12 protein-coding genes are annotated in these 14,205 nt (G+C 44.1%); all 12 read left to right on the top strand.

Translation table 11 applies throughout. From position 1 onward, the window contains the following. Window positions 1-2 precede the first annotated feature (2 nt). Window positions 3-158 (top strand): hypothetical protein, encoded by a 156-nt coding sequence (locus DESME_RS16095; protein ID WP_167998841.1) that lies wholly within the window; start codon window positions 3-5, stop codon window positions 156-158. 149 nt (window positions 159-307) lie between these two features. Beyond that, window positions 308-478, top strand: coding sequence for a 4Fe-4S binding protein (locus DESME_RS11930; protein WP_006716666.1), 171 nt, complete (start codon window positions 308-310; stop codon window positions 476-478). 187 nt (window positions 479-665) lie between these two features. After that, a complete protein-coding gene (locus DESME_RS11925) occupies window positions 666-1,091 on the top strand; it encodes a Fur family transcriptional regulator (protein WP_025248795.1) in 426 nt (141 codons plus the stop codon). 129 nt (window positions 1,092-1,220) lie between these two features. Beyond that, window positions 1,221-3,362 (top strand): glycoside hydrolase family 2 protein, encoded by a 2,142-nt coding sequence (locus DESME_RS11920; protein ID WP_006716664.1) that lies wholly within the window; start codon window positions 1,221-1,223, stop codon window positions 3,360-3,362. Between the two features lie 379 nt (window positions 3,363-3,741). Beyond that, window positions 3,742-4,971: a methionine synthase gene (locus tag DESME_RS11915; RefSeq protein ID WP_006716663.1), complete on the top strand. Its 1,230-nt coding sequence runs from the start codon at window positions 3,742-3,744 to the stop codon at window positions 4,969-4,971. A 94-nt stretch (window positions 4,972-5,065) separates the two neighbouring features. Next, complete coding sequence (locus tag DESME_RS11910; protein WP_006716662.1) at window positions 5,066-5,263, top strand: DUF1858 domain-containing protein; 198 nt, start codon at window positions 5,066-5,068, stop codon at window positions 5,261-5,263. 23 nt (window positions 5,264-5,286) lie between these two features. Continuing rightward, the gene (gene lpdA / locus DESME_RS11905; protein ID WP_006716661.1) at window positions 5,287-6,669 is read left to right on the top strand and encodes a dihydrolipoyl dehydrogenase; all 1,383 of its coding nucleotides are present in this window, start codon (window positions 5,287-5,289) and stop codon (window positions 6,667-6,669) included. A gap of 186 nt (window positions 6,670-6,855) precedes the next feature. Then, window positions 6,856-8,229, top strand: coding sequence for an NCS2 family permease (locus DESME_RS11900; RefSeq protein ID WP_006716660.1), 1,374 nt, complete (start codon window positions 6,856-6,858; stop codon window positions 8,227-8,229). Between the two features lie 283 nt (window positions 8,230-8,512). Beyond that, the gene (locus tag DESME_RS11895) at window positions 8,513-11,650 is read left to right on the top strand and encodes a molybdopterin dinucleotide binding domain-containing protein (RefSeq protein ID WP_006716659.1); all 3,138 of its coding nucleotides are present in this window, start codon (window positions 8,513-8,515) and stop codon (window positions 11,648-11,650) included. Between the two features lie 21 nt (window positions 11,651-11,671). Further along, entirely contained in the window at window positions 11,672-12,346 is a 675-nt protein-coding gene (locus tag DESME_RS11890; protein ID WP_006716658.1) for a TorD/DmsD family molecular chaperone, read from the top strand. A gap of 14 nt (window positions 12,347-12,360) precedes the next feature. Further along, the gene (gene dsrO / locus DESME_RS11885) at window positions 12,361-12,972 is read left to right on the top strand and encodes a sulfate reduction electron transfer complex DsrMKJOP subunit DsrO (RefSeq protein ID WP_006716657.1); all 612 of its coding nucleotides are present in this window, start codon (window positions 12,361-12,363) and stop codon (window positions 12,970-12,972) included. Between the two features lies 1 nt (window position 12,973). Next, a complete protein-coding gene (nrfD, locus tag DESME_RS11880; protein WP_006716656.1) occupies window positions 12,974-14,125 on the top strand; it encodes an NrfD/PsrC family molybdoenzyme membrane anchor subunit in 1,152 nt (383 codons plus the stop codon). Window positions 14,126-14,205 lie beyond the last annotated feature (80 nt).

The raw sequence follows: 14,205 nt of genomic DNA, 5'->3' as shown, positions 1-14,205 counted from the left end.
CGGTGTTGGAAAAATGTCGGTCTTGTGGTTTTGAACACGAAGATCTAACACATGTTCTATTTCGGAGAAATCATGTCAGTAATCGTACGCTACCCTATTGTTCACATTGTATGAGGAGACTTTATCAGGTTCCCTATCGGCCCGATCGAGAGATTTAGACAATCAGGGCACACTACCATGAATATTTGTTATTTTTCTGAAATGAATGATATTTTGATGTTTGGGTATAATAGTAAATTACGGCTTGCCTTTTTTCTTTCCCTTTGGTATAGTGACGTTGAATAAGGGGAGAAGGAGGTTGTTTTAAATGGCTTACAAAATTTCCTCAGACTGCATTAGCTGTGGTGCATGTGAAGCTGAGTGCCCTGTAGGTGCAATCAGTGCAGGAGACGATCAATACGTCATCAATGCTGATGCTTGCACAGAATGTGGTTCTTGTGCAGGAGTTTGTCCTGTTGGCGCTCCAGCTCAAGACTAATTCACTTCTAAGTATTAAAAGGGAGAGCAGAAGTGCTCTCCTTTTTAATTTTTAATATCTATAACTCTTAATCAAGAGTGATTCTTGACAATGAGATATAGAGCCTTTATAATGAATTTAAAATAATTATAAATAAGGTTACGATAATTCGATCTTCCTGGGGGGAAAAGTTAAGGAGGTGGGAATGATGCAAGCGATCGATATTTTAAAACAACTTAAAGAAAAAGGGGTACGGTTTACACCACAGCGCCAAGCCATTCTAGAATATCTTTTAGGTACGGATACTCATCCGACTGCTGAAGATATTTATAATCATGTGAAAGCAAAATTTCCGGGGGTAAGTCTGGGGACAATTTATAATACGCTGAATATGCTCAAAGAACATGGCCATATTCTCGAATTATCCTATGGGGATATGTCAAGCCGATTTGATGGCAATCCAGAGAACCATTATCATGTTGTGTGTACGGATTGTGGAAAAGTCGTGGATTATCATCGTCCGTTATTAACGATGGAAGATGAGGTTTCCGAAAAAACAGGTTTTAAAGTGATGGGACACCGGATCGAGTTTTACGGCGTTTGTCCAGAGTGCCAAGAAGCGTTACTTCATTAAAAAAGAGTATTTGTCGTTAGTTTTTTAACTAACGACTTATTTTTTTGCCCTAAGAAGCAAGGATTTTATTTTATTTTCGCGAAGATATGTATTAAACTCCATAGAGAATAGAAGGGGCATTACTAAAATATGTTTAAACGTCGCATTATTTTATTGATAAGTGTATTTATTTTCGCATTAGGATTTCTGGTTTGGTACTGGAGTGAAGCACCAGGGTTATCTTTAGAGGCTGGGACGGGCTCTGTCAGCGCCCAACGTTTAACGTTAGATTTGCAGGGAAGCTGGAATAGTTACCCTACTTTGAGACAAGCTTATGTTACGGAAACGCAACACGTAAATCAGGAGAACAAGAAGAATTTCCCACTAATATCTGGGAAAGCGCTAAATCTTCCTTCAGCTCAAAGGTTCCATGTTGCGGTCAAACATTTTCAAATTCTACCTGAATGGAGTGCGCGGAATGTTCTTCTCCAACTCAATGGAGTCAATGGTGAAGGAGCGATCTATCTTAATGGAATGGATAGTGCTCATCAGATTGGGAAATTCGCAAATGATGGAGGGGCTGAGGAGCTTTATCTACCAGCTAATGCGTTACGTTATGGTGAAGATAATATACTTTTAATTGAGACCTCAGCACCTCCCGCGCAAGGAAATACGCTCTTTGGTTTTGATTGGCCTGCAAAAGGACAAATCACGGGCTCCATGCAATTAGTTGCAACTATGGAAACGAGTTTGTCTGTTCATCAAGTCAGTGTGCAGTGGAATAATGAAGATGCTGTTGTCTCAGTGCAAACGCGGCTTAATCATCATTCGGTTTCGGAATACGGACCATGGGACATACAAGGTATTCTTTCTGACGGTTCTGCTGCTGTGGCAACAACTGCAACTCAAGTCAAACTTGAGGAATCACCCGTTCAAGATGTGACTCTGACATTTAACATTCCTAAGGCTCGTAAATGGACGACGAAGGATCCATTTAGCTATCAACTTTATTTGACGGCGTTGAATCCCAAAGGAGACAAGGATGACCTATCTATTCCTCTCGGATTATCCTCGGTATCGTTACAAGAGAAAACGTTTCTTCAAAATGGACAATCTTTAACGATAAAAGGACTCACTCTTTCTCCGGAGCAAGAGGCTCAAGTACGCCATACAGGGCAAGTTCAAGAATGGTTAATCAATAAAAAAAATGAAGGGTATAATCTTATCTATTTTATTGGATCTTTTCCTGATGAAGCATGGTTGGAGGCGGCTGACCAGAAGGGAATGGGAATATGGGCAGAGCTCCCTGCAAAGATGATACCTGCGAATCGACTCCCTAATCCTTCAGTTTGGGATAATTTTGTCCGAAGAGGAATGCTCCATCCTTCTCTGTGGGCGTGGACAGTTGGGACTGGTCTTGAGACTGACCCCCGATTCTCAACGTCAAGCTATATTAAGAATGTTCAATTATTAACTCAGCCGTTGCCGACGTTTGTAGCGAGCGTTGCAGGAGCCTCAGCTCCTGCTTCGATGAACAATATTCAGCTTACTCAAGCAGGCTTTGAGGGTTCATGGGGTAATGTTGAGTACAACACAGAAGCTCAAACCAAGGATTCTCTCTCCTGGCCTCAGGAAAATTGGATCGTGGGAATATGGGCAGCTTGGGTAATTATTGTTATTATCGCGAATATTGGGACCGTCAATTGGCGGTATAAAGAAATCATGGAACGGAAACCTAAACGTGCACTGCGGCGAGCGTGGCATTGGCAGGGGGTAGCCCTTTTAACCCGTGAAGGAACGCTGGCTGGCTTAGTGACGTCATTGATCTTTCATACGGAAGTTCCATGGGAAAGTTGGATACCGGTACAATGGCCCTTGAGGGATGCCTTAAAACAGCAATCGCCATTGCTTATTTGGCTCATTTTGGCGCTTACGTTTGTACTCATACGCTTATTACAAGTTGGCGTTGCGGCACCGCGTTTACCAGAAGGCCCTGCACCATTCGGTTTAGCTTTGTGGTTAGAACGCCGCTATCGCTGGATCTGGATACCTGTCATACTGTGGGTAGCTCAACCCTGGGGAGTTCCGAGTTACCTTCCCTTAGCAGTCTATATTGGATTAACTCTGCTGTATCTCCCCATCAGAATTCGGGATGTGCATAAGGTCAAAGGCCATTATCGTCCCATAATGGTCGTGTCTGGCATCTTCTTCGTAACTTTCTTAGCATTGGTTGCGTGGAGATGGACGGATGGGTATTACCTTTGGCATCTTGTTGCGGCTTTAAGAGGATAGATTCTATGCCGTTACGTAGCCTTATTCCGGGGCGGGCACACATGATTCCATGGGAGCTCTGCCAAACCCTTCTGTATTCTGCAAGCGCGTCGCTTCTGTGCGTCCATGTACTCGCGACATCAGGCCTTCCGTAGTACTCTTCAAGACGCAAAAGAGCCTTTTGTTAGGAATGAAGGTATTAAAGAGAGTCGCTCACCAAACTTGACTTAAACTCGGAACAGGATTTAGCGGGGTGGCGCATAGGACGTACGCCACCGCCAATAGAGCCAAGGAGGGTCGCCTCTCGCCATCCGTGGCTACGGCGACACTTGGTCGTCCATGACCATTCGCGTTTTGGCGGCGATGACACAGGACGTGTCAAGCGTCGAGTGTGCCACGGATGGCAAAAACACGAGACGCCCTCCCTCAAAGTCGAGATTTAGACCTAGTTTGGTCGACGAACGACTTGCCTGAATGGATAAGAAAAGGCCTCTTTCATATATTCGAGTGTAAAGGATGGGATAAAGTGAGTTTAGAAGAGAATAAAAGCCCAAATTCAAATCTAAAGACGCAGACGTGGGAACCCCACTTTTTAGCAACAGGGATCGGGAGCTTACCTCACACAGAATCGAAAGCGGCGTTGGATTTGATCTGGAAATCGGTACCCACTGCTCCTCACTGGCCTCAGCTTCCAAACTTAGGAGCGGAAAGTTCTTTTGTGGGTCAATATTTACGGCCTCTGATTGAGACAGGTGTGATTGAGGGATTTGTAACGCCACGCTTTCAAGTGGAAGTTCCGGATTGGTCGGAGAGAATGGCTCGTTTTTATGAGCTCTATTTGCGGGCGGAAAGCGGCGAAGAAGAGGCATTCGAATCTTTCGGTTTTACAGCTGAGGGGGGAGTTGGGTTTGAAAGCTTCTGTGCAGATCTGGAACATCGAGATACCCAAGGCGTTTTATTCGTTAAAGGACAATTAAGTGGCCCGTTGACGGTAGGTATGCAGATTACCGATGAAAATCGCCGGGCTAGTTATTATGATGAAATTCAGCGAGATCTTCTTGTTAAAGCGTTGGCGATGCATGCTGAGTGGCAAACTAGGCGTTTACGCCGTTTGGGCTATCCGGTGTTAATGTCGATCGATGATCCATCTCTTTACGCTTATGGATCTTCGACGCATGTGACGCTAAGACGCGAGAGCCTCATTGCTCATCTCAATGAAGTATCTGAGGGGATCCTTCGACAAGGAGGCATTCCAGCGGCTCATGTTTGTGCAGGGACAGATTGGACGCTGCTCTTTGATTCAAAGATACAGGTGATCAATTTTGATGCTTATGAGTATATGACGAGTATGATTGTTTTGGCTGGTCCATTAAATGAATTCTTGGAGCGGGGTGGGATTCTTTCATGGGGAATTGTGCCGACCTCAGCTAAGGCTTTTGAAGAAACTGTGGCGAGTTTACAGGAACGTCTTGAGGGAAACATTAATGCACTTCTCAAACGAGGAGTGAATGAGTCGCGGTTACGTGCTCAAAGTATGCTTACACCAAGCTGTGGAACGGGTACCCTTGAACTTCCTTTAGCAGAAAGAATATATGCCTTGCTTAATGGACTAGCTATGAAGATATGCTGAGCTTGTGTATTCACAGCTTATCCCTTATAATTAAATAAAACCGACCGTTTTAGTTAGAATTGATTTTGAAGGATAAAAGAAGGAGGTAATTCGCTTGATTACCAAAGAAATGACCGTTGGACAAGTTCTCAGAACCCATCCGCAAACGGTACAAATTTTTCTGGAATTGGGAATGCACTGCTTAGGTTGCCCTTCTTCCACAATGGAGAGTATTGAAGGGGCTGCTTTAACTCATGGGAAAAAACCAGATGAATTGGTGGAACAATTGAATAAAGCGATCGATCAAAAATAAGCCCAAACGGGAGGAATTAACTCGTGGCATACCAAATTGGAATTTTAGGTGGAGGCCCGGGAGGATATGTTTGTGCACTCCGCGCAGCACAATTGGGTTTATCGGTGGTTCTTGTTGAAGGGGAACGAATTGGCGGAACCTGCCTTAATAAAGGATGCATCCCTACGAAAGCGCTCGTGAAAAGTGCTGAGCTTTGGCGAGAAATTCAACATGCTGATACGTTTGGAATTAAAGTTGACAGTGCTCATTTTGATTTTTCAAAAGTAATGGCGCGCAAAGATCAGGTTGTTGAAACGTTAGTTGGTGGGGTCGAGCGTCTGATTAAAGCATCAAAGATAACCTATGTTCAAGGGTGGGGGCAAGTTCGGGAACCGGGAAAAATTGAAGTCGAAACAGAATCTGGGCTGGAAATCTACGATGTGGAGAATCTCGTCTTAGCGACTGGATCGGTTCCTGCTCGACTCCCGATCTCAGGTGTGGATTTGCCAGGTGTAATTTCGAGTGATGAAATCCTCGAGATGACAGAATTGCCTGAGCGTTTGGTGATTATTGGTGGTGGAGTTATTGGCCTGGAATTCGCCTCAATTTATCGGGAATTCGGGGTTAAAGTCACGGTTGTTGAAATGTTGCCTTCGTTACTGGCGAATATCGATGAGGAAATTCCCAAAAGGATGACTCCCCTGCTGAAAAAGTCAGGTTTAGAAATTATGACGAAAACAGCGCTTAAAGAAATTCGTCAAGATGGGTCCCAACTGCAGGTTATTGTAGAAGATGCCAAAGGTCAAAAGGAAATATTGACCGATAAGGTCCTGATAGCGACTGGCCGTAAGGCGAATTGCCGTGGAATCGATCTTGAACGTTTAGGGCTTCAGACGGAGCGAGGAACAATTGCCGTTAATCAAAAAATGCAAACCTCTCTTCCTCATGTTTATGCAATCGGTGATGTAACGGGCGGAATCATGCTGGCCCATGTCGCTTCTATGCAGGGAATGGTTGCTGCAGAGAATATTGCAGGGCAACCTTCTGAGGCAAACTATACCGCTGTCCCCAGTGCGATTTTTACTTATCCGGAAATTGCGACGGTGGGTCAAACTGAGCAAGCGCTGAAGGCTTCAGGAAGTAAATATAAAGTAAGCAAGTTCCCGTTTAGTGCGAATGGGAAGGCAATCGCTCTAGGAGAGATGGTCGGCTTAGTCAAAATTTTAGCTGATGAACAAGGGACGGTGTTGGGGGCGAGCATTATGGGTCCCCAGGCCAGCAGTATGATTGAAGAACTTGTTTTAGCCGTAGATAAAAGACTCAATTCTGAGGATTTAGTTCACACTATTCATGCTCATCCTACTTTGCCAGAGGCGGTAATGGAGGCTGCTCATGGAATTTTAGGTAAACCTATGCACCTCGCCTAAAAAACGTTGCACCTCAGTTTATTAAAAAATCCCTACCTGGGTATGCTAGGTAGAGATTTTTTAATAAACGCACGAACATTAAACGAAATATCTAGATAAATATTCGGATTTGGTGTAATATATTAACGTTGAATCTTCGTGCTAGAGAAATAAGGGATTCGAAAAAAATTTAAGGAGGAACATTGAGTGTTAGAACGGTTATTTCATCTCTCTGAACGTCGTACAGATGTCCGCACGGAAATCATGGCGGGCTTAACGACCTTCATGACGATGGCCTACATTTTGGCTGTCAATCCAAGTATTTTATCCCAAACGGGGATGGACCCCAATGCCGTATTTTTTGCAACTGCAGTCTCAGCGGGTCTTGTCACGATAGCTATGGGACTGTTTGTTAATTTCCCGATTGCGTTAGCGCCAGGCATGGGGTTAAATGCCTATTTTGCAGTTGTCGCTTCGGCGAACGGCGGGCAATTCTCTTGGCAGGTTGCTTTAGCCGCAGTTTTCATCTCCGGTATTATTTTTGTTATTTTAACAGTAACTAAGATTCGTCAAATTTTAGTTGAAGCAGTTCCGACTGGCATTAAGTCCGGTATTTCTGTAGGAATTGGCTTATTCATCACGATTATTGGTTTAAAATTATCCCATATCTTGGTTGCGGAAGTACATACTAGCCCCGATGTGATAAAGACGCTTACAGCACAGAATGGTTTTGTGAGCAGTTTGCATTTTTGGGATTGGGATTTAAAATTTGGCAGCATTTTAGCGCCAGATACGCTGACTGCTTTAATTGGGTTAGCCATTATTTCCTTCTTAATGGCGAAAAAAGTAAAAGGATCGATCCTATACGGAATTATTCTCACGACATTAATTGGAATCCCTCTTAAGGCCACTAATGTTGCCAATTTCCATTGGGCTTTACCTGATTTCAGCCATTTAGCGGTAGGTGCTCTTGATTTACAAGGAGCCATGACCACAGGAATTGGTACTTTGATTTTAACATTTACCTTTGTTGAGTTATTTGATACCTTTGGGACATTAATTGGAACCGGAAAGAAAGCCGGACTCATTGATGAACATGGGAATTCTCCAGCGATTGGAAAAGCAATGCTGGTCGACGCTTTAGGGATTAGTTTCGGGGCTCTTATGGGAACTTCGACAATAACGTCCTATGTTGAAAGTGCTGCTGGGGTTGGTGAAGGAGGACGGACGGGATTAACCTCTGTAACGACCGGTGTACTCTTCTTACTTGCACTTGTCTTAGCACCAATCTTTATTATCATTCCTGATGCAGCGACTGCGCCGGCTTTGATCACAGTTGGCTTGTTGATGATGAGCGGAATTAAAGAAATTGATTTTGATGACTTTACTGAAGCTCTACCTGCCTTTTTGACCATCATCATGATGCCTTTCACGTATAGTATTGCTAACGGTGTTTCTGCAGGTATCGTCTTCTACACCTTCTTAAAAGTCGTTACGGGTAAATTCAAAGAAATTCACTGGATGATGTGGATTTTGACCGCACTCGTTATTTATCGTTATATTGCTTTAGCTGCAGGATAAGAAGTAGAAGATTACAATAAGTACGTTCTGAATCATAAGCGATGAGGCACACTAACATTTTGTTAGTGTGCCTTTTTGTCATAGAAGAGGTATGTCTTATTGTCCGTATGCATGACATATTGTCACGCTGGAAAATCGAATTTAATAAGAATTTTCAATGAGTTGAGACGTATTTTAGGGGACTCCACAGATGGCATGGATTTTGCAATATAAGAGCTTGTAAGATTAATCACTTCTAAGTCGAATAAGTTCGAACATGCCCCAATAGAAAGGAGATTACGATATGAATAGGCGCGAATTCCTAAAATCTGTAGCTGTTGTGGGTTCATTGACGGCTACTGGCTTAGGGATGGAAAAAATGATCCCTGCTGTGCTTGCGGATGAGATGATTACCAATCCTACGCCTTATGACCATGAGGCTTTGCCGGTAGAAATGAAGATTGACCCAAAGACGGGAAGCGTAACCCTTAATCCTGATATTGCCTTAAAAAATAGCGTCTGCTTAGGTTGCTGGAGCAACTGTGGTAATCGGGTCAAAATTGATAAGAAGACAGGTAAAATTTTACGTGTTTTAGGTAACCCTTACCATCCGAGTAATGCAGAGCCGCATCTGCCCTATAAGACTCCACTTAAGGATTCCTATCTGAGTTTAGGTCAATATCAAGAGTTAGGTCATACCCAGAAAGCAACGGTTTGTCAAAGAGGAAATGCAGCTTTTCAGATGGTCTATGATCCGAATCGGATTCTTACCCCTTTAAAACGTACAGGTAAACGGGGAGAAGGAAAGTGGAAACCGATTACTTGGGAACAGGCCATCCAAGAAACTGTTGAAGGCGGCGAACTCTTTAATGAAATTGGGGAAAGCGGAATAATTGAAGGCCTTCGGCAAGTTCATGATCAAAATACCCCGCTTAACCCTGAGCAAGCTGGCTGGGGCCCAAAGGCGAATCAACTGGTCTTTATTGGTGGACGAGACGATGGACGAATGGAATTTCCCAAGCGTTTCATTACCCAATGTTATAAAACACCTAACTTTTACGGACATGGTGGGATTTGCGGAAACAGCCGACGGATTGCTTTTTTAGCCTTCTTAGATACTTGGGATAAGAAGCCTCATATGAAAGCGGATTACATGAGCTCCGAATTTGTAATGTTCTTTGGCAACGCACCCGGTCAAGCGGGGGCCCCCTTCCAGCCCATGGCTCGCAAATCAGCGCTCGGTCAGGCAGAAGGAAATATGAAAGCCGTCATCATCGATCCTGTACTCCAAAACGGGATGTATAATTCACCTGATGCAGAAGAGTCTTCCTGGGTACCTGTTCGTCCAGGTGGTGACGGGGCAATTGCTATGGCCATGGTTCGATGGGCATTCGAGCAAAAGAAAATCAATGAGACCTATCTGTCTGCTCCTACCAAAGCAGCAGCAGCGAAGAAAGGAAATCCCTCTTGGACGAATGCAACCTACCTTGTCATCCAAGAGCCGGATCATCCGGATTATGGGATGTTTCTCCGTGCTGAACAGATTGGGTTAAAGATACCGGAAAAGACACAACCTGCTGCAGCTAATGCTCAAGTAGCGGCCAATCCTCAACCGGCAGCGATCAATTATGTTGTGATGGATAAAGCAATGGGGAATCCGATGAACGCTACAGAGAGCAATGAAGGCGTCATTCTCTATAGTGGAAAGTTAAGGGTTGGCGATCAAGAGGTTCTCGTGAAGAGTTCCCTGCAGATTCTTTTGGATGAAGCCAATCGTTTTACCTTTGATCAATATGCTGAAGCCTGTGGGGTAACGAAGGAACGTATTTTCAAACTTTCTAAAGAATTCTTTAGACATGGGACGAAGGCCGCTACAGATCATCATGGTGGTGTTTCCATGCATACGAATGGTTTTTATAGCTCCCTAGCTGTGATTATGCTTAATGCGCTTGTCGGAAATATTAACCGTAAAGGCGGTTCGACCAAGAGCGGAGGAGGATATGTTGCAGTTGATAAAGGGAAACAGTATGATCTTGCGACTGTCCCGGGTGGAAAGACTAAGGGCTTCAAAATAAGCAGAGAAGGGTCAAACTACGAGGATACCCCTGAATTCAAAGCACGTAAAGCCAAAGGCGAAAATCCGTATCCAGCCACTTTACCTTGGACTCCACTTGCCGATTCTTTAGAAGGCCATGTTATTCCATCAATGATGGCAGGTTATCCTTATTCTGCGAAAATCCTGATGCTTTGGATGACGAACCCGCTTTATGCGACTCCTGGTCTCTTCCGTAAGGATGTTGAAGACTATATCAAGGACCCTAAAAATATTCCACTGATTATCGGCGTGGATGTCTTGATGGGGGATTCGACTCAATACTCTGACTACATCATTCCGGATACGACGTTTTATGAAAGTTGGGGCGTACCTACCGTTTGGAACTTGATTCTTACCAAAGTCAGTGGTGCCCGTCGCCCGGTCATTGATCCCCTTGTTCCTAAGACGAAAAGTGGGCAGCCTTATTCGCTTGAAACTTATCTCATTGAGGTAGGCAAATTACTCAACTTGCCTGGAGTAGGGGAAAACGGAATTGCCGATGCTCAAGGTGCAGCTACTCCGATGAATTCTGCTGCGGATTTCTTTTTGAAGGCGATGGCCAACATTGCATTTGATGAAACGCCTGTGCCAGATATTGATCCAGAGGAATTGGCATTATCGGGTCTTGAAGAAGATTTAAAACCTTATCAGTCTTCACTCACACCGGTAGAGTGGAAAAAGGTGTATTACCTACTCGCTCGGGGCGGGCGCTTTGAGGATTATGATAAGAATTATGATGGGGATTTCCTTCATAATCAATTTGCCAAAGTGGTCAATATTTATAATGAAAAATTAGCGTCAACCCGGAGTAGCATATCGGGTGAGCTGCTACCAGGTACGGCAACCTGGCAACCCCCAGCCTTTGCTGATGGACGAACGATCGATCAAGTCTATCCAGACCAAGATTGGCCGTTCCAAGTCATTTCTTACAAACCTCGTTATCGTACAGGCGGCTATTTGTCAAATGTCCCTGTTCTCAAAGATATGCAAGACACGAACTATATCGAGCTAAACTTAGAGGATGCCACAACGTTAGGAATTGAGAGTGGAGACAAAGTCAAGCTCGTTACCCCGTCAGGTGAGGCAGAAGGCACAGCTAAGGTCCGTCGCGGTGTACGTCAAGGTTCGATTGCTGTGGAATATGGCTATGGACATTGGGGCGCAGGGGCGAAATCGTATACTGTGGATGGGAAAGAGATACCTGTGAATCCGAAGGATGGAAAAGGTATTCTGCTGAATCTTTTGGCACTTCGAGATACCAGTATGAATAATATGCACCCCCTTGTTGATCTTGTGGGGGGCTCAGCGGATCGAAATACGATTAAGGCTCGGCTTGTTAAGCTTTAAAAGTGTGAGGGGGATAAATAAATGTTCGAAATGGATGAAAATGTGATCGATAGAGCGAGAGGTTATGAGGTTCTGGCAGAAATCTTTTTGAAAGAGCCCTCAACTGAAGGGATGGAAGGACTTAAAGCCTGGACAGACTCCGGATCAACTGAGAAACTTCTTGAACTCAAGGCTATTCTCGAGAAGATCCAAAACGAGGATTCAGAGCTTATGAATTTAACGCAAGAATACTATGATCTCTTTTTTGTTCCTGTATCGGGCCGTTTTATTCCCCCCTTCGAATCAACAATTCGTGGAGCGAAGCGTGAAAAGGGTAAGAGGATAAAATATGGAGCACATTGGGGAATGCAGGCTCATCAACTCGCAGCTCTTTATGAGAAAGTGGGATTTGATCCGGGGACCCTTGAGATCTTTGAACCGCTTAAAGAGACGAAGATACCTGATCATCTGGGATTAGAACTTCTATTTATAGCCTATCTCTGTCGGTTAGAAGACAAAGCGGCTAAATCAGGGCAAGAGATTACGGGCCTTCGCCAATTGCAAAATAGAATGCTTAACGACCATTTACTCGGCTGGCTCCCTCAGTTTACGGGAGAACTCGTGAAATTAGAGACCTCTGGATTCTATTCTTACTTCGCTATACTGGCCTTAGAATTGTGCCAGGAAGAGAGCAAATCTTTGAATGAAACGTTTTGAAAGGAGTGGCATTAGTGGCTGAGGCTGAGAAAAAGATACGCTATGCAATGGTTGTTGATTTACGAAAGTGCGTAGGTTGTAATGCATGTACCGTTTCCTGCAAGATTGAAAATCAAGTTCCGGAGGGTAATTATCGGACTTGGGTTAAGGAAATTGAGAAAGGAACGTATCCCGAGGTTACGCGCTACCGCTTACCTCGCTTATGCAACCATTGTGATAATGCTCCTTGTTTAGCGGCTTGTCCGGTAAAAGCAACCTATCGGGCTGACGATGGGACGATCCTGATCGATTATGATCATTGTATTGGCTGTAAGTATTGTATGGCAGCATGCCCTTACGATGCTCGTTTCGTTAATCCTGTCCGAAAAACAGCTGAAAAATGTACATTTTGCTATCATCGGGTTCAAGCGGGTCTTCTTCCGGCATGTGTGACGACCTGCGTAGGCGGTGCTCGTGTGTTTGGAGATTTAAATGACGCAGAGAGTCTTGTGGCAAAACTTGTAGCCAATAATCCGGTTCAAGTATTAAAACCAGAAATGAATACAGAACCTATGGTTTACTATATTGGAGCTGAGCGGGATATCATGGGTGCCCGTTATACGAACCTGGAGAAAGGAGAGAATTAGAGTGGATAATGTGACGTATATTGCCAACATCGAACATCCTGTCCAACTGGGAGCAATGATTGCCATCTATTTTTTCTATACAGGTCTAAGTGCTGGAGCTTTTGTCCTCTCTAGTTTGGGAACCGTATTCGGGATTAAAAAATATAAATCAATTGGTAAGGTCGGCGTTGTTATGGCCGTTGCTTTATTGGCAATTGCCCCACTCCATTTAATTGGAGACCTGGAGCAACCACAACGCTTCTATACTTTGTTTTTTCGCCTTAATCCTCATTCGGCGATTTCTTACGGTACATTCTTGCTCACCTTATATCCTTTGAATTCGGTAGTTTATCTTTGGTTTATGATGCGACGGGATTTTGCAAAAGGGGCTGAATCCTTAACCGGCTTCCGGCAAAGATTTTATCAGTTTTTAACGTTTGGGAAAACGGATCTTTCTGAGCAAGCCTTAGCTAACGATGATCAATGGATTAAGAGATTGGGAACGATCGGGGTGCCGTTAGCGCTTCTCGTTCATGGGTATACGGGCTTTATCCTTGCGAATATCCAAGCTCGTGCTCTCTGGCATACTGGTCTCATGCCTCTCATTTTCTTGATGTCGGCTATGGTGTCTGGAACGGGTCTCTTAATTTTAGTGCTCATCATTACCCAACGTTTTTTCTCTCCAGAAAAAATATTGACACCGGAGCGAAAAGCATTGATTTTGGACATTGCTCAGCTGATGAAGTGGTTTATTGTGGTTGATGCCACACTTATGGTTATCGACTTTATCGCTCTTTATTATACAAATGCAGCAGGATATGCAGCAGCCAAGGTCTTCTTATATGGAAGTCACAAAACGATGTTCTTAGGGGTCGAAATTGGCTTGGGTTTATTGTTACCGTTTATGATCACGGTTATATCTAAAACGAAAAAATCACTGGGCTGGATTTCCTTGGGGTCTATTTTTACCTTGCTCGGAGTCATTGCAATGCGGGTTAACTTTGTTATCGGCGGTCAACAAATACCGCTCAGTACGGATACGCTGAATCCCTATACGGTGGCGCCACAGCATTTATTGATGATTGGAATCTTTGCCCTTGCAGAGATATTCATTCTCTACCTTGCTTTTCGCTTGTTGCCGATATATGGGTTGCCTAAGAATTCAACACCTTGAACCATGGGCTCCGCTATGCTTCAGGAGCTAATACGTTGCAGTATATTCTCATAACTTACCAGGGGTTGCACAAGGTGAAC

The sequence above is a fragment of the Desulfitobacterium metallireducens DSM 15288 genome (assembly GCF_000231405.2).
Lineage (GTDB): Bacteria > Bacillota > Desulfitobacteriia > Desulfitobacteriales > Desulfitobacteriaceae > Desulfitobacterium_A > Desulfitobacterium_A metallireducens.
Note: the sequence above shows the minus strand (reverse complement) of the source record. Positions and strands in the feature narration are given on the sequence as shown.